At 45.1% G+C, this 16,829-nt stretch carries 16 protein-coding genes; 4 read left to right on the forward strand and 12 right to left on the reverse strand.

Annotated features, from left to right (window positions below):
* The first annotated feature begins 19 nt into the window (after positions 1 to 19).
* Entirely contained in the window at positions 20 to 529 is a 510-nt protein-coding gene (gene dsbB / locus Q1A70_RS06045; protein ID WP_299688094.1) for a disulfide bond formation protein DsbB, read from the forward strand.
* A gap of 77 nt (positions 530 to 606) precedes the next feature.
* Here the strand turns inward: dsbB and Q1A70_RS06050 are convergent, their stop codons facing one another.
* Complete coding sequence (locus tag Q1A70_RS06050; RefSeq protein ID WP_299688021.1) at positions 607 to 1,236, reverse strand: YecA family protein; 630 nt, start codon at positions 1,234 to 1,236, stop codon at positions 607 to 609.
* Positions 1,237 to 1,444: 208 nt separating this feature from the next.
* Here Q1A70_RS06050 and dusC point away from each other — a divergent pair, with 208 nt between their 5' ends.
* Positions 1,445 to 2,401: a tRNA dihydrouridine(16) synthase DusC gene (gene dusC, locus Q1A70_RS06055; protein WP_299688018.1), complete on the forward strand. Its 957-nt coding sequence runs from the start codon at positions 1,445 to 1,447 to the stop codon at positions 2,399 to 2,401.
* Between the two features lie 64 nt (positions 2,402 to 2,465).
* Here the strand turns inward: dusC and Q1A70_RS06060 are convergent, their stop codons facing one another.
* Complete coding sequence (locus Q1A70_RS06060) at positions 2,466 to 3,431, reverse strand: ABC transporter substrate binding protein (RefSeq protein WP_299688015.1); 966 nt, start codon at positions 3,429 to 3,431, stop codon at positions 2,466 to 2,468.
* A 334-nt stretch (positions 3,432 to 3,765) separates the two neighbouring features.
* A complete protein-coding gene (gene yfbV / locus Q1A70_RS06065) occupies positions 3,766 to 4,218 on the reverse strand; it encodes a terminus macrodomain insulation protein YfbV (RefSeq protein ID WP_299688012.1) in 453 nt (150 codons plus the stop codon).
* A 339-nt stretch (positions 4,219 to 4,557) separates the two neighbouring features.
* On the opposite strand from yfbV, the gene Q1A70_RS06070 reads away from it, so the two are divergent.
* Positions 4,558 to 5,754 (forward strand): acetate kinase, encoded by a 1,197-nt coding sequence (locus Q1A70_RS06070; protein ID WP_299688009.1) that lies wholly within the window; start codon positions 4,558 to 4,560, stop codon positions 5,752 to 5,754.
* A gap of 94 nt (positions 5,755 to 5,848) precedes the next feature.
* Entirely contained in the window at positions 5,849 to 8,014 is a 2,166-nt protein-coding gene (gene pta / locus Q1A70_RS06075; protein WP_017632510.1) for a phosphate acetyltransferase, read from the forward strand.
* An 82-nt stretch (positions 8,015 to 8,096) separates the two neighbouring features.
* On the opposite strand, the gene Q1A70_RS06080 is transcribed toward pta, so the two are convergent.
* The 9 genes from Q1A70_RS06080 to moaC form a co-directional block, all read right to left on the reverse strand.
* Complete coding sequence (locus Q1A70_RS06080; RefSeq protein WP_299688005.1) at positions 8,097 to 9,035, reverse strand: glutathione S-transferase family protein; 939 nt, start codon at positions 9,033 to 9,035, stop codon at positions 8,097 to 8,099.
* Positions 9,036 to 9,402: 367 nt separating this feature from the next.
* Positions 9,403 to 10,395, reverse strand: coding sequence for a murein tripeptide/oligopeptide ABC transporter ATP binding protein OppF (gene oppF, locus Q1A70_RS06085; RefSeq protein WP_299688002.1), 993 nt, complete (start codon positions 10,393 to 10,395; stop codon positions 9,403 to 9,405).
* Positions 10,392 to 11,366 carry an ABC transporter ATP-binding protein gene (locus tag Q1A70_RS06090; RefSeq protein WP_299687999.1) on the reverse strand — a complete coding sequence of 325 codons (975 nt, stop codon included), beginning with the start codon at positions 11,364 to 11,366 and terminating at the stop codon, positions 10,392 to 10,394. Before Q1A70_RS06090 ends, oppF begins: the two co-directional genes overlap by 4 nt.
* Before the next feature lie 41 nt (positions 11,367 to 11,407).
* Complete coding sequence (oppC, locus tag Q1A70_RS06095) at positions 11,408 to 12,310, reverse strand: oligopeptide ABC transporter permease OppC (RefSeq protein ID WP_299687996.1); 903 nt, start codon at positions 12,308 to 12,310, stop codon at positions 11,408 to 11,410.
* Between the two features lie 15 nt (positions 12,311 to 12,325).
* Positions 12,326 to 13,246, reverse strand: a complete 921-nt coding sequence (gene oppB / locus Q1A70_RS06100; RefSeq protein ID WP_299687993.1) for an oligopeptide ABC transporter permease OppB — start codon at positions 13,244 to 13,246, stop codon at positions 12,326 to 12,328.
* A gap of 97 nt (positions 13,247 to 13,343) precedes the next feature.
* Positions 13,344 to 14,975, reverse strand: a complete 1,632-nt coding sequence (locus Q1A70_RS06105) for an ABC transporter substrate-binding protein (RefSeq protein WP_299687990.1) — start codon at positions 14,973 to 14,975, stop codon at positions 13,344 to 13,346.
* A 668-nt stretch (positions 14,976 to 15,643) separates the two neighbouring features.
* The gene (moaE, locus tag Q1A70_RS06110) at positions 15,644 to 16,099 is read right to left on the reverse strand and encodes a molybdopterin synthase catalytic subunit MoaE (protein ID WP_299687987.1); all 456 of its coding nucleotides are present in this window, start codon (positions 16,097 to 16,099) and stop codon (positions 15,644 to 15,646) included.
* Positions 16,100 to 16,101: 2 nt separating this feature from the next.
* Positions 16,102 to 16,347, reverse strand: coding sequence for a molybdopterin synthase sulfur carrier subunit (gene moaD / locus Q1A70_RS06115; RefSeq protein ID WP_055319720.1), 246 nt, complete (start codon positions 16,345 to 16,347; stop codon positions 16,102 to 16,104).
* Entirely contained in the window at positions 16,344 to 16,823 is a 480-nt protein-coding gene (gene moaC, locus Q1A70_RS06120) for a cyclic pyranopterin monophosphate synthase MoaC (RefSeq protein ID WP_299687980.1), read from the reverse strand. Before moaC ends, moaD begins: the two co-directional genes overlap by 4 nt.
* Between the last annotated feature and the right edge of the window lie 6 nt (positions 16,824 to 16,829).

Here is a 16,829-nt window from a genome sequence, read left to right on the forward strand (position 1 = left end):
ATTCGTGAATCTTCTTATAATGCTCAAAGACTTCTCTAAGAGACGTTTATCTTGGCTTTTGTTACTAGGCTGTATTGTCTTTTTTGAGGCATGTGCGCTTTTTTTCCAGCACGTGATGATGCTCGGACCTTGCGTGATGTGTATCTATGAACGCGTTGCTATGCTCGCTATCGGTATCGCTGCCGCAATTGGTGCCATTGCACCGAATAACCCGATTTCACGTTGGTTAGGCTTGGCTGGCTGGGGGGGTGGCGCATACAAAGGTTTAATGCTAGCTTTAGAGCACGTAGATTACCAGTTTAATCCATCTCCTTTTGCTACCTGCGACTTGTTCGTTACTTTCCCAAACTGGGCACCTTTAAACCAATGGGCTCCGTGGATGTTTGAAGCATACGGTGATTGCAGCAAGGTGGTATGGCAATTCTTAGACCTATCTATGCCGCAATGGCTCGTTGTTATCTTTGCCGGTAATTTAGCTGCTTTTGGTTTTGTGGTCATATCTCAATTTGTAAAATCGAAAAATAACTAATAGCAAGCCGTTGAAATGAGAACAATAAAAAGTCGACCGCAAGGTCGACTTTTTATTGATTAAACTTTGTTGCTCAATCAACGCAATTCGCTACTTTTACCACAACATTGCTTAAACTTTTTACCGCTTCCACATGGGCAAGGGTCATTACGTCCGATATCTTTAAATGGATTGACACTCTGTGACTTGTTCCCCAACATAGCCTCATCAGCGGCGAGTGCCACCTCAGAAATCATTAAGTCAACTTGCCCTACTAAATCAGAAAGCGCAGGTGGATTGTCAAGCCCAGCAGCAATCATCTGCTGTTGAGTCTGCTCTTCATCAATCGCTAACATCAAAGTGGTCAGCAGCGCTTGCAGCATACGTAAGGTGCCATCTGCAACCGTTACTTTTTGCCAATGCTCTTCCACTGTTGGCCAAACCATCATAAAACCTTCCGCAAAGTCTGCGAACAGCTCATTAAAGTCACCATCAGCAAATACATCGGCTAATAGGTATTCACTACGTTTAATCAGATTATGCTGACGGTTGATCTGTTCAGTCACCATGCTAACAAGTGGCTTTCCAGCTTCAGGGGCTACTATCGCTAACCACACTTCCGGATCGAGTGGCTCCGTCGCTAAGTTAGATGCAAGGATTGAGCCTTCAATGAATTGGGGCGTAATGTCGGTGATTGACTCTGGGAGGTCGAGTAATTGATATGTCATGACAGCTCTAGATATTGGGCATTTTTGATATTATAACGTCATCAACATTTAAATGTCGCCATTAACCGCCTAAACACTTCAACGCTTCAACACTTCAACACTTCAACAACGCCACAATAGCTGCAGCACACTCATAGTGACAATCCGGTAAGCACACCGTACAATCACGCCTCCTAATTTTCGGTACACTCAGTTTCGGTAGAGCAATATGCGAGTAATACTAGGCCCTATGGAGGGCGTACTAGACAACCTAATGCGTGAGATTCTTACAGAGATTAATGATTATGACCTTTGTGTGACAGAATTCGTCCGTATTACGGATCAACTATTACCGCCGCATGTGTTTCACCGCTTGTGCCCTGAGCTCCATCAAGGATCTCAAACCATGGCTGGCGTACCTGTTCACGTTCAACTATTAGGGCAACACCCTAAATGGATGGCAGAAAACGCAATCCAAGCTGCAAATTTAGGTGCAAAAGGTATTGACCTAAACTTTGGTTGTCCGGCTAAGGCAGTCAACAAAAGTAACGGGGGTGCTTCGCTACTCAAAGAGCCAGAGTTGATTTACCAAGTGGTAAAAGCCTGCAGAGAAGCCGTGCCTGAACATATTCCTGTATCAGCGAAAATACGCTTAGGCTGGGAACACCCAGATGAGTGCTTTGAAATTGTCGATGCCATTGAACAAGCAAAAGCCGATGAGCTGACGGTGCATGCAAGAACCAAAACCGGTGGTTACAAGGCCAGTGAAATCAAGTGGGATTACATCAATCAGATCCGTCAGAAAACCTCTCTGCCGTTGATTGCGAATGGTGAGATCTGGAACTATCAAGACGGCCAAGATTGCATCAAAGCGACGGGCATTGACTCACTAATGGTCTGCCGTGGTGCGTTCAATGTTCCAAACCTTGGTAACGTCGTTAAACACAACCACCAGCCAATGCCTTGGCAACAAGTTATTGCCCTGCTGCTGCGTTACTCTGAGTTTGAAATTGAGGGTGATAAGGGTCTGTATTATCCAAACCGTGTAAAACAGTGGTTTGTGTATCTACGTAAAGAGTACCCGGAAGCTGAAGCGTTGTTTAGAGAGATCAGAACCTATAAAAAAGCAGCGCCGATTGTCGAGCAGATCAAACTCTACCAAGAGCAATATAACCAAGCCGTTTAAACCTCCAAACGAACCGGCGCTTCGCACCTTGCGAAGTGCCAAATTGATAATCTCATTGCAAATATCACTCAACGGCTGACGCACGGTCAATCACAGACTGTGGCAGTGTTACGCCAAGTTCGCGAGCCGCGTTTACGTTCACGGAAAGATGAGAGCTGAGTGCGGTTTTGACACTCAACTTACCCGGTTTTTGCCCATTCAGTATCGCCGCGACATAATCTGCGGTTTGTACACCGACCTCATAATAATCGAGCCCTAAGCCGGCAATCGCTCCCTGCCTGACATAAGATGTTGCTCCTGCAACCACTGGGGTTCTTTGCTGGTTCGCCGCCCCTATCAGCCCTTTCATCGCGCTTGCAACGGTATTATCGGTCAATGCATAGATAACATCTGATTTCTCAGCAACCGCTTGTGCTTTTGCTGCGACATCATCGGCGGTCAACGCCTTTTCAGTGTATAGCGTGAAGCCAAAATCTCGCGTCGCCTTTTTCAGTAACTCGACCAACGCAACAGCATTCGCTTCCGCAGGGTTATATACAACACCAATCGAGATCGCGTTTGGCATAAGCTCCCTGATGAGCAACACATGCTGGGAGACCGGGGATAGATCAGAAAGGCCAGTGACGTTTCGCCCTGGCATTTCTAGCTGTTTAACAAGCCTTGCACCTATTGGATCTGTCACCGCAGTAAACACTATCGGTATAGAGCGAGTTGCTGACACTAAGGCTTGGGAAGTTGACGTCGCAATACCCACAAGAACATGGGGATTTTCGCTGACTAGCTCTCTGGCAATTTTTGCCGCTTGAGCCGAGTTACCGTCAGCGATCTGATAGGAAAATTCTAAATTCTTACCGGGCTGATAACCTTTAGCGATTAACCCATCAAGAAGGCCTAAACGTGTCGCATTCAAGTCTGGGTGAGCGACAACCTGTGAAACCGATACCTTGGCAACATTTGCCAATACGCTGGCAGTGCATAGCAATAGAAATGCGCTCAATACAATCGTGAATACTTTTGTTATCGCCCCCATTAACACTCCCTGAGTCAGCCCTTGCTGCAAAAATCAGCTCGAAAGATCAACACGCCCTAGTTACTCGAAGAACACGCCACAACTACTATTGATATTACTAGCAGTAACCACATGAGATCGGAAATGTTATTTAACAAAAACACAACAACCCTCAAGTTATGCGTAAAAATTAGACGTTTTTTTTAAACGGCAGATTGCCATCAAGCATAAGTCGCTATTACACATAAATAGAAAAGGACAAATGAAGAAAGAGAGGGTTAATGAAGCTGAGAACGTACTCTTCAATTAGTACACATACGTTCTCAAGATCACAGGGAGGAATACCACGCTCTTTTTAGAACCAACGTTCCATAGAAGATTTATCTAGCTGGCGAAAGGCGCGATTCAAGATGATCGCCAGCTCTTTATAGCGAGGGCGTGACTTCATTGGCTCTAACGCAAACCCCGTTTCGGTGATTTTCTCATGCAGCTCTCGATACCAAGAAACTAACGCTGGCGGAAGTTGGGTGTTTGAGCGATTACCCAACCACCACATACCTTGAAGCGGTAAGCTAATTGCAAACAACGCCATCACGACAGCTTGTGGCATCGCTTGGTAATTGCTAAAAACCATTTGCGTAAGAATGCTAATGGCGGCTATCGCAGGCATGACCTTAACACCAAAGCGTGTCGCTTTAATGATGCGCTGCTCAGGGAAAATAGCGTTTAACTCTTTTCGAACAGGCCAGAGATCCATGTACTTTTGACCTTCTTTTAAGCTGCCCGCTAAACCAACTCTATTACTCATATGAGTCTCCCATTAAAAAAAAATTGAAACCATCAACTAAAAACACAAAAAATTGACGGAAAATAATATTCTTTCAAATTTTTTTGTTATATTTGCACAATATCGTTATTATTTGTAGACCTCAATCTCATTGTTGCCGTTATTTGCAATTTAAGCAACTTTGAGAAGACTTCTGCACGGAATGCACAAGCCTCTTTTCCAAAAATAGGCTTCACTTTTATACGGAAATTAACGTTTTTTAACCAAGGCTAGTACGCAAGCGAGTGAGCTTCGTCTATTCTTGAGAGTAATTTTCATCCTTCACTGATTTCGATCAGAAAAATTAACAGGTAGTCATTAATGTCTAAGCTAGTTTTAGTTTTAAACTGCGGTAGTTCTTCTCTTAAATTTGCTGTGGTTGACGCAGAAACAGGTGCAGAACACCTATCAGGTCTTGCTGAGTGTCTTCACCTTCCTGAAGCACGCATCAAGTGGAAACTTGATGGTAAACACGAAGCTCAACTAGGCAACGGTGCAGCACACGAAGAAGCGCTAGCGTTCATGGTTGAAACTATTCTTGCTTCTAAGCCTGAGCTTAAAGCTAACCTTGGCGCTATCGGTCACCGTATCGTACATGGTGGCGAGCAGTTCACTTCTTCTGCACTTATCACTGATGAAGTACTTAAGGGGATTCAAGACGCTGCGACTTTCGCACCTCTTCACAACCCTGCTCACATCATCGGTATCGAAGCTGCTAAGCACAACTTCCCAGAACTTCAAAACGTTGCTGTATTCGACACTGCGTTCCACCAAACTATGCCTGAAGAGTCTTTCCTATACGCTCTACCGTACAACCTGTACAAAGAGCACGGCATCCGTCGTTACGGCATGCACGGTACTTCTCATCTATTCATCACTCGTGAAGTTGCAGGTCTACTAAACAAGCCAGTTGAAGAAGTAAACATCATCAACTGTCACCTAGGTAACGGCGCTTCTGTATGTGCAATCAAGAACGGTCAATCTGTAGATACTTCTATGGGTCTTACTCCTCTTGAAGGTCTTGTAATGGGTACTCGTTGTGGTGACCTAGATCCTGCGATCATCTTCCACCTGCACGATGCCCTTGGTTACTCTGTTGAACAAATCAACACTATGCTAACTAAAGAGTCTGGCCTGCAAGGTCTAACTGAAGTGACTTCTGACTGTCGTTTCGTTGAAGACAACTACGGTGAGAAAGAAGAAGCGACTCGTGCAATGGACGTATTCTGTCACCGCCTAGCTAAGTACGTTGCAGGCTACACTGCAACTCTAGAAGGTCGTCTAGACGCAATCACTTTCACTGGCGGCATCGGTGAGAACTCTGGCCCAATCCGTGAAATGGTTCTAAATCGCCTAGGCATCTTCGGCATCGAAGTAGACGGTGAAGCAAACCTTAAAGCGCGTTTCGGCAAAGAAGGGACTATCACTACCGCTAACAGCCGTATCCCAGCAATGGTTATCTCTACTAACGAAGAGCTAGTGATTGCAGAAGATACTGCTCGCCTAACTGGCCTTTAATTTAAAAAACAGGTGAGGTTCCCCCTCACCTGTTTGCTTTTAATTCAGCTGCCCCCAGCTGAGACTTTCTATTATATTTCGAGGTCTTCCGACTATGTCTCGTACCATTATGCTTATCCCTACAAGCGCTGGTGTTGGTCTTACTAGTGTTAGCATGGGTGTTCTTCGCGCTATGGAGCGCAAGGGCGTAAGTGTTTCTTTCTACAAGCCAATCGCTCAACCTCGCAGCGGTGGTGATCAACCCGATCTAACGTCTACTATTATCAGCGTAAACAGCGACATTAAGATTGGTGAGCCAATCGCAATGACTAAAGCTGAAGCTTTGATCGGTAGCGAAAAAATGGACGTACTTCTTGAGTCTGTTGTTGAGCAATACAACAAGATCAACAAAGACGCAGAAGTAACGCTAATTGAAGGTCTAGTACCTACTCGTAAGCACCCATTTGCTAACCAAGTAAACGCGGAAATCGCGAAGACACTTGGCGCGGAGATCGTATTCGTTGCGACTCCTGGTACTGACAACCCTACGCAGCTTAAAGAGCGTATCGAAGTAGCATGTTCTAACTTCGGCGGTACTAAGAACAAGAACATCAAAGGCGTAATCATCAACAAACTTAACGCTCCTGTTGATGAAGCTGGCCGTACTCGCCCTGACCTATCTGAAATCTTTGACGATGCAGATACAGCTCAGCAAGCGAACCTTGAAGTAATGCAAATTTTCAACTCTAGCCCTATCCGTGTTCTTGGCTGTGTGCCATGGAGTATCGACCTAATCGCAACTCGTGCGGTTGATATGGCTAAGCACCTTAACGCTGAAATCATTAATGAAGGTGAAATCGCGACACGCCGTATTAAGAGCATCACTTTCTGTGCACGTTCTCTACCGCACATGATTGAGCATTTCAAGCCAGGTTCACTGCTAGTAACTTCTGCAGACCGTCCTGACGTTATCGTTGCTGCGGCTCTTGCTGCGAAAAACGGTGTTGAAATTGGCGCAATCCTGCTTACTGGCGGTTACGACATCCCTGAAAGCATTGCTAATCTATGTGCACCAGCATTCGCTTCAGGTCTACCGATCTTCAAAGCGCAAGGTAACACTTGGCAGACGTCTCTTAACCTACAGAGCTTCAACCTAGAAGTTCCTGCAGACGATAAAGAACGTATTGAGTTCGTTAACGATCACGTTGCAAGCCACATCGATGGCCCTTGGATTGACTCTCTATCTGAAGGTACTCAAGGCATCCGTCGTCTAAGCCCACCAGCATTCCGTTACCAACTAACTGAATTCGCTCGTAAAGCGGCTAAGCGCATCGTTCTTCCTGAAGGTGATGAGCCACGTACAGTTAAAGCTGCGGCTATCTGTGCTGAGCGCGGTATCGCGACTTGTGTACTTCTTGGTAACCCAGAAGAAATCCGTCGCGTTGCAGCGCAGCAAGGTGTTGAACTTGGCGCTGGCGTTGAAATCATCGATTCTGCATCAGTTCGCGAGAACTACGTCGCTCGTCTAGTAGAACTTCGTGGCGCTAAAGGTATGACTGAAGTTGTAGCTCGTGAGAAGCTAGAAGATTCAGTATTCCTAGGTACTATGATGCTTGAAGCTGGTGAAGTTGACGGCCTAGTTTCTGGTGCTGTTCACACAACGGCGAACACTATCGTTCCTCCGTTCCAGATCATCAAGACTGCTCCTGATGCTTCTATCGTATCTTCAATCTTCTTCATGCTTCTGCCTGATCAAGTTCTTGTATACGGTGACTGTGCGATCAACCCAGATCCAACAGCTGAACAGCTTGCTGAAATCGCTATCCAATCTGCAGACTCTGCTGCGGCATTCGGTATCGACCCACGCGTTGCTATGATCTCTTACTCTACTGGTGAATCTGGTAAGGGTGCAGACGTAGATAAAGTACGTGAAGCAACTAAGATTGCTCAAGAGAAACGTCCTGATCTAGTGATCGACGGTCCTCTACAGTACGACGCTGCTATCATGGAAAACGTTGCTGCTTCTAAAGCACCAAACTCTCCAGTAGCGGGTAAAGCGACTGTATTCGTATTCCCAGACCTAAACACGGGTAACACGACTTACAAAGCGGTACAGCGTTCAGCAGACCTAGTATCTATCGGTCCAATGCTTCAAGGTATGCGCAAGCCAGTAAATGACTTGTCTCGTGGCGCTCTAGTAGACGACATCGTTTACACAGTAGCTCTAACGGCTATCCAAGCAGACCAAGCAGCTCAAGCTGAAGAAAAAGTAATTAACTAATTTTTCTTTAGTAGAAAGCAAAAACCCTAGATGTTTATCTAGGGTTTTTTTATGTCTGGAGTAAAGGAACTAACTGTTAAGCCTAGCCTCGGCCATGCGGAGACTCTAAATCTAGCGCTGGTCCTTTAGGGACAACCTGAGTTGGGTTAATGCCCGTATGACTGTAATAGTAGTGACGTTTGATATGGTAAAAATCCGTCGTCTCTTTGATGCCTTCGATCTGATACAGCTCTTTTAAGTAACCCTGAATATTTTCATAGTCCGCAATTCGCTGCTTGTTACACTTGAAGTGACCTACATACACAGCATCGAATCGAACCAAAGTCGTAAACAACCGCCAATCCGCCTCTGTAATCTCATTACCTACCAGATAACGGTGTTCGCTAAGATGGGCGTCCACTTTGTCTAACGCTTCAAATAACGCATCATACGCTTCTTCATAAGCCTCTTGTGTTGTCGCAAAGCCGGTACGATAAACGCCGTTATTGATGTTTCGATAGATATAGTCGTTCCATTCGTCAATCTTGCTCGCCAACTCCGATGGGTAGTAGTCATCTGTGTTGCCCGTTAGCTCATTAAATTCTGAGTTAAACATGCGGATGATTTCAGACGACTCATTACTCACAATGGTATTGGTTTTCTTATCCCATAAAACAGGAACCGTGACTCGACCTGAATAGTCCGGTTTGGCTTGAGTGTAGATTTGGTGCATACGAGTGTGACCGAACAGAGGCTCAGGTAAACCCATTTGCCAACCTTCACTCATCATATCAGGGCAAACTACTGTCACGTCAATATGATCGGTTAGGTCTTTCAGTTCACGGAAAATCAGCGTGCGATGCGCCCACGGACAAGCTAACGATACGTATAGGTGGTAACGACCACTTTCTGGCTCAAATTGCGCACCGGCTTTATTCTCAACCCAGTGACGAAAGCCCGCATCTTCACGAACGAACTTACCACCGCTTTCTTTGGTGTCGTACCACACATCGTGCCACACACCTTCAACTAACTTACCCATATCCAAACCTCTGTCATCCAAACTTTTATATACCAATCACAGTAAGTAAATGTTCAGAAATAGCGCAGAGAAAAGACTTGAGAACAAGGAAGAATTTTTCTGTTAGTAGTTATTCTACAATCAAAAATTCTAACGCCGTTATCGAGCGTTTTAACAAGCTAGGATGAGCAGTTATTTACTACGATTGGTATTAGTATAAAAAAAGCCAACTTTTTCAAAACTAGAAGAAGTTGGCTTAGTTGTTCAAATATTTTGATGAAGCGTGTTGAGCGGAATTCAATAAGCTTAAACCTGAGACAAAAAAAGCGCGACTCTAATAACTAGTCGCGCTTAAGTCAGTCTCAGGCTGAACCAGTTGAAATCGGTTCTAAACTTGTACGTTCAAGCAAGAGACTGCGTGTACGTGATCGCCTTGAATGCTTGGCTTAGTTTGCGCACAAAGCTGCGTTGCTTGTGGGCAACGTGTACGGAATACACAACCCGACGGAGGATTGATTGGAGATGGTAAATCCCCTTCCAGCATCTGAATGGTTTTGCTGCGCTCCAAACGGGGATCAGGAATTGGTACCGCTGACATCAAGGCTTTGGTGTACGGGTGCTTAGGAGCAGCAAATAAAGCATCCGATTCTCCCAGCTCTACCGCGTTACCTAAGTACATCACCAACACGCGGTCAGAGATGTGTTTAACAACCGACAAATCGTGCGCAATGAATACCAAAGACAAACCTAGTTCTTTTTGTAGCTCTTTCAGAAGGTTAACAACTTGAGCTTGGATCGATACATCAAGAGCTGAAACTGGCTCATCACAGATGATCATCTTAGGCTTCAAGATAAGCGCGCGAGCAATACCAATACGCTGACACTGACCACCCGAAAACTCATGTGGGTAGCGGTTGATAACGTTTGGCAGTAGGCCAACCTTAGCCATCATCTCTTTGACTCTGTCCTTTACTTCCTGTTTAGAAAGCTTTGGGTAAAACGTTTCTAGAGGTTCTGCAATGATGTCACCAACTGACATGCGCGGGTTAAGCGATGCAAGAGGGTCTTGGAAGATCATCTGAATCTCTTTACGAGTTTCACGACGCTGTACTTCCTCCATTTTAGTGAGGTCTTGACCCAACCACATGACTTCGCCATCAGTTGCTTCAACCAAACCAATGATGGCACGGGCAAACGTTGATTTACCACAGCCAGACTCCCCCACTACGCCCAGCGTTTCGCCTTCATAAAGGTGCACACCAACACCGTCAACCGCTTTCAGTTTTGAAGGCTTTGCCCAAGGCCACACAGATTTAGCGGCAATGTTAAAGTGAACTTTTAAGTCTTTAATATCTAATAATAACTGCTTATCTACACTCATTTTGTCCAAGCCTCCCAATCAGAAAAACAGGCACGCTGACGGTCACCATTACCAAATGGTGTCAGAATCGGTGCTTCTTGCTTACAACGATGTGTCACACGGTGACAACGCTCTTGGTAAGGGCAACCGGGGGGTAGGCGAAGTAAGTTTGGCGGGTTGCCCGGGATCGTTGGCAGAATTTCCCCTTCAGTATCAAGGCGAGGAATCGCTTTCAGCAGACCTTCTGCATACGGGTGGCTTGGCTCGTAGAAGATTTCATCAACTGTGCCGTATTCCATGGTACGACCGGCGTACATCACCAAAACCTTGTCACATGAGCCAGCAACCACACCCAAATCGTGGGTGATCATGATGATTGCCGTATTGAACTCATCTTTAAGCTCATTCAACAATTGCATGATTTGTGCCTGGATAGTCACATCCAATGCCGTGGTCGGTTCATCTGCGATAAGCAGTTTAGGACGACACAGCAGCGCCATTGCGATCATCACACGTTGACGCATACCGCCAGAAAACTCGTGTGGGTACATGGTAATACGCTTACGTGCTTCCGGAATTTTCACCGCTTCAAGCATGCGCACTGATTCTTCAAACGCTTCTGCTTTACTCATGCCTTTGTGCAGCATTAGCACTTCCATCAACTGATCACTTACTTTCATGTAAGGGTTCAGTGATGTCATAGGATCTTGGAAGATCATCGCGATCTGTTCCGCGCGAACCTTGTTCAGCTCTTTCTCTGGCAGGTTAAGGATCTCTCTTCCTTCGAATTTCGCGCTACCTGAGATAATGCCGTTTTTTGCCAGCAAGCCCATGATAGAGAATACAGTTTGTGATTTTCCTGAACCTGACTCGCCCACAATACCCAGCGTTTCGCCTTGGTTTAGTGAGAAGTTCAGGTCATTTACTGCGGTTACGATACCATCTTGCGTGGTAAATTCGACACGCAGATCTTTGACATCTAATAAGCTCATTATTGCTTCCTTAATCTTTGATAGCGTTATCTGCTATTTCGTTATCTGTCTTTTGGATCAAGCGCATCGCGCAGACCATCACCTACGTAGTTAAAGCAGAACAGGGTTACTACCATGAATATCGCAGGGAACGTCAATTGCCAGATAGCAACTTCCATTGTTTGCGAACCTTCTTGAAGCAATGCGCCCCAGCTTGTCATAGGCTCTTGAACACCAAGACCAAGGAAAGATAAGAATGATTCTGTCAGGATCATACTCGGAATCAGTAGCGTCGAGTAAACTGCTACAATGCCTAGCACGTTAGGTACGATATGGCGTGTAATGATCTTCCATTTGCTCACACCGCATACGTGTGCCGCTTCAATGAACTCTTTACTGCGCAGACTGAGCGTTTGACCACGTACAATACGTGCCATGTCTAGCCAAGCAATTGCACCAATGGCAACGAAGATCAGAACGATGTTTCGACCAAAGAATGTCACTAAAACGATAACTAAGAACATGAATGGTACTGCGTACAAAATCTCGAGAATACGCATCATAACGCGGTCAGTACGGCCACCGATAAAGCCAGAGGTTGCGCCGTAAAGGGTACCAATAAGTACTGCGACGAACGCACCTAGTACACCTACCATCAATGAGATACGCCCACCAATTAAGGTACGCACATACAAGTCACGGCCTAAACTGTCTGTTCCAAACCAGTGTTCACCACTTGGACCCGCATGCATTGCATACCAGTCGGTATCATCGAATGCGTGCTGAGCCAGCATCGGTAAAAAGGTAACAGCCAGTACCATAATCGTAAGAATGAATAAGCTGACCATTGCCGCTTTATTACGCATGAAACGAATACGAGCGTCCTGCCACAAACTGCGACCTTCAATTTCTAAGCTCTCCGAGAACTTTTCGATCGCTTCTAAGTTTTCTTTTTTCTTCAACATAACCATGCGTTCCTGTTAGTAGCGAATTTTCGGGTCGATCAACGCTAGCAAAATATCAACAATTGCGTTGAACAAGATGAATAGGAAACCAATCAAAATGGTTACACCCATAACTAACGAATAGTCACGGTTGAACGCAGCGTTAACAAACAGCTTACCGATACCTGGCAGGCCGAAAATGGTTTCCACCACAACAGAGCCGGTGATGATACCGACGAAAGCCGGTCCCATATAAGAAACAACAGGCAACATCGCAGGCTTAAGTGCATGTTTTAAAACAATGTAGCGATAGCTCAAACCTTTCGCACGCGCGGTACGAATAAAGTTACTGTTGAGAGTCTCGATCATGCTACCGCGAGTGATACGCGCAAAGGTTGCTACATACAGGAGCGACATGCCAATCACTGGTAGTACTAAGTACTTCAAACTACCATCATGCCAGCCGCCCGCCGGGAATAGATCCCAGTGAAGCGAGAACAGGTATATCAATGCAGGAGCAAGTACAAAGGAAGGCATTACCACCCCGAGCATGGCGGTCGACATTATGGTGTAATCGACCCAAGTATTATGCTTCAAGGCTGCAATGGTTCCGACGGATACCCCCATAATCAAAGTAAAGATAAAGGCAATAACTCCGACTTTCGCAGACACAGGCAGTGCCACTGAAATCAGTTCATTCACCGTATAATCTTGGTATTTAAAAGAAGGGCCAAAATCACCTTGTAAGATGTTTGTCAAATACGTGGTGTATTGTTCAAATACTGGTTTATCCAAGCCGTATTTAGCTTCGATGTTCGCCATGACCTCTGGTGGAAGTGGGCGCTCGCTTGAAAAAGGGTTTCCTGGTGCAAAGCGCATCAAGAAAAAAGAGACGGTAATCAATACCAACAAGGTTGGTATTGCTTCAAATATCCGTTTAAGTATGAATTTAATCATAAACTCATCCATCCAGTCTGTGACAATTAAAAATAAAAAGAGACACTGCGCGCGCATTGACGCACACAGTGTCTTAGTTAGTTATATTTTTTGGGAATTATTGTGCTTTGATGTAAAGATCTTTTGAGTAGATCTTATCTTCTGCGTTACCTTCTGGGTAACCACCTAACTGTGTAGATACTAAACGAGTTTTCACATACTGATAGATAGGTGCAATTGGCATATCTTTAGCCAAAATGTTTTCAGCTTCGATGTACAAAGCCGTACGCTCTTGTGCAGAAGTAGAGTTTAGTGCTTTGTCGATGATGGCATCGTATTCTGCACTCTTATAGTGTTGGCCAGCAGTCGTATTACCACTCACCATTAGAGTTAGGAAAGAAGACGCTTCATTGTAGTCACCACACCAACCGGCGCGTGCAACGTCAAAATCACCACCATCTTTGCTGTCTAGGTAAGATTTCCACTCTTGGTTTTCAAGCTTCGCGTTAATACCCAGCTCTTTCTTCCACATAGATGCAATTGCAACTGCAAGCTTCTTGTGATTTTCAGAGGTGTTGTACAGCAAGCTAAACTCAAGCGGGTTGCTCTTCGAATAGCCTGCTTCTTCAAGAAGACGCTTCGCTTCTGCGATACGCTCTTTCTGAGAAAGCTGACCGTACTCTGGAGTCACAGGGTCGAAACCTGCAGTGATTTCAGGAGTTAGGAAGTAAGCTGGCTTTTGACCTTGACCTAGAATCGCATTAGTTACGATATCTCGATCCATTGCGTAAGACATAGCTTTACGGACACGAGCATCATCAAACGGCGCTTTTTGTGCGTTGAACTGGTAGTAGTAAGTACACAAGTCACCCTTGATGTTGACTTGCTCAGCATGATCTTTTTGCAAACGGCGGAAGTGCTCATTAGGTACTTCGTTTGTAAAGTGCAACTCACCAGAAAGGAAGCGGTTCATCTCTGCTACCTGATTCTCAATCGGTAGGAAAGTCACCTTGTTGATGACAGTCGAATCGTTATCCCAGTATTTGGTATTCGGCACCAATTCAAGACGCTCATTGATCACCCAGTTGTTTGGTACGTAAGCACCGTTACCAACAAAGTTTTCTGGTTTAGTCCACTGATCACCAAATTTTTCTACTGTCGCTTTATGTACTGGCATCACTGTTGTGTGACCCATCATCATTACGAAGTAAGGAACCGCTGTATCCAGTGTTAGCTCTAATGTGTAGTCGTCGATGGCTTTAACACCGAGTTCACTCTTGTCTTTCTTACCCGCTACGATGTCTTTCGCATTCACCATCTTAGTATATTCCATATACCAAGCGTATGGAGAAGCGGTCGCAGGATCAACAGCACGTTGGAAGCTGTAGACAAAGTCGCCAGCTGTTACAGGATCGCCGTTAGACCATTTTGCGTCTTTGCGTAGGTGGAAAGTAAATGTTTGGTTGTCTGTCGTTTCCCAGCTTTCAGCAACACCAGGGATAGTGTTGCCTTCGCTATCTTGGTTCACTAGACCTTCTAGAAGATCACGGATTACGTGAGATTCTGGTACACCTTGTGACTTATGCGGGTCAAGAGTCGCAACTTCAGTACCGTTACCACGAACCAGTTCCTGAACTTTAGCCAATTCAGTACCAGCAGGAACATCAGCAGCGATAGAAGTAGTAGAAGCGGCAGCCACTGCCAAACCAGCACCTAGAAGAAGGGCCTGAGTGATTTTATTCTTGTACATTTAGTAAACTCCAAGTTTTTATATTGCATCCATGACATCTTTGTTAGGTTCACTGAACGGCAGTAATTTAGATTTATTTAGCTTAAAAAGTAAGCATAAAAAACTAAAACCTTATAAAGATTGAGGCACACACTATCAACCATTGAAGTAATTTGCCATAAACAACCAGCAAAAAATCGGATAATTCTCCAAATTACTTGAATCGTCAGTGTTAATATCTAATATAAGCCTAAAATGCAGTGTTTTTTGCATAAGGTTTCATTAAAAAATAGCCTTTAGTGTTGATACATCTGTCTTGATACATTTATTTAGCATCTTATGCTAGATCAACGCCGACAAGTTAACATTAATGCCACTCCAAATCCAATTGAACACTACATATCATCTGATTTGACCACACTAATTGTGAAGATTGTCACCCTATATAAAACAGCTTAACGTACTGCACCAAAGCAGATGAAAAACCGCACCAATACGGACAAAATCAATACGGGAATTTCTATGCTCTATATACGATTAAGCATTCATCAACGTACGGGGAATTTATAAATCCTTTTATAGCACCCACAAAAAAACCGACGCTTCAAACGTCGGTTTTTACTGTCTTTTCGCTGGGTGAGCGATCAGTTAGAAAGCAATCTACTGAGAAAAAAGAGTCATATTAGAAGCTACTGTTCCCAGCGCTCTGCTGCTTTGGTATCTGAATCTCGAGAATCAACCCAACGCGTTGCTTCCGTGGTGCGTTCCTTTTTCCAAAACGGCGCTTTGGTTTTCAGGAAGTCCATTACAAACTCACACGCTTCAAAGGCAGCGCCTCGGTGTGCACTAGATACACCAACGTAAACAATCTGGTCACCGATATCGAGGTCACCCACGCGGTGAATCACTCGCATCTTCTGAATAGGCCAGCGCGATTCAGCTTGATCACAGATCTCGCTCAGTGATTTCTCTGTCATACCTGGATAGTGCTCCAGAGACAAACCAATCACATTGTCGCCAAGGTTCATGTCGCGAACTTTGCCAACGAAAGTCACAATCGCTCCGGCAACTGTACCTTGAGCCAAGTAGTCGTATTCGTCGCCTACAGAGAAGTCCTCTGCTGTCACTAATACTCTTGGATCCATGCTTAGCCTCCGGTCACTGGTGGGAAGAAAGCGACTTCATCGCCGTCTTTCACTTCAGTCGTTAGAGGTACGATGGATTGGTTAAGCGCAGCCAGAAGCTTGCCCTCTTCCAAAGCGATATCCCACTTACCTTCTTGTTCTACAAGGTGGCTGCGAATCGCTTCAATCGTTTTGAACTGTGCATCAACTTCAACGCTGTCCACACCAACAAGTTCACGCGTTTGAGCAAAGAAAAGTACTGTAATCATGATTCCACCTTAAAGTGACCAGATTTACCACCCGTCTTCTCTAACAGGCGTACATGTTCAATCACTATGTCTTTCTGAACAGCTTTACACATATCGTAAATCGTTAACGCGGCAACAGAAGCAGCCGTCAACGCTTCCATTTCTACGCCAGTCTTACCTGCAAGCTTACATACCGACTCGATACGTACTTTGTTTTCAGACTCGATAGCTTCAAGCTGCACTTCTACCTTAGTTAATAGCAGAGGGTGACACAGTGGAATCAGATCCCACGTCTTTTTAGCCGCTTGAATACCCGCAATACGTGCCGTTGCAAATACATCACCCTTATGGTGGCTACCAGAGACGATAAGCTCTAGTGTTTCCGCTGACATTTGAACGAATGCTTCCGCTCTCGCTTCACGCACGGTTTCAGCTTTAGCGGATACATCGACCATGTTCGCTTCGCCAGATGCGTTAATGTGTGTAAATTGGCTCATGCTCAA

Source organism: uncultured Vibrio sp., assembly GCF_947488985.1.
In the GTDB taxonomy this organism is placed as follows: Bacteria; Pseudomonadota; Gammaproteobacteria; order Enterobacterales; family Vibrionaceae; genus Vibrio.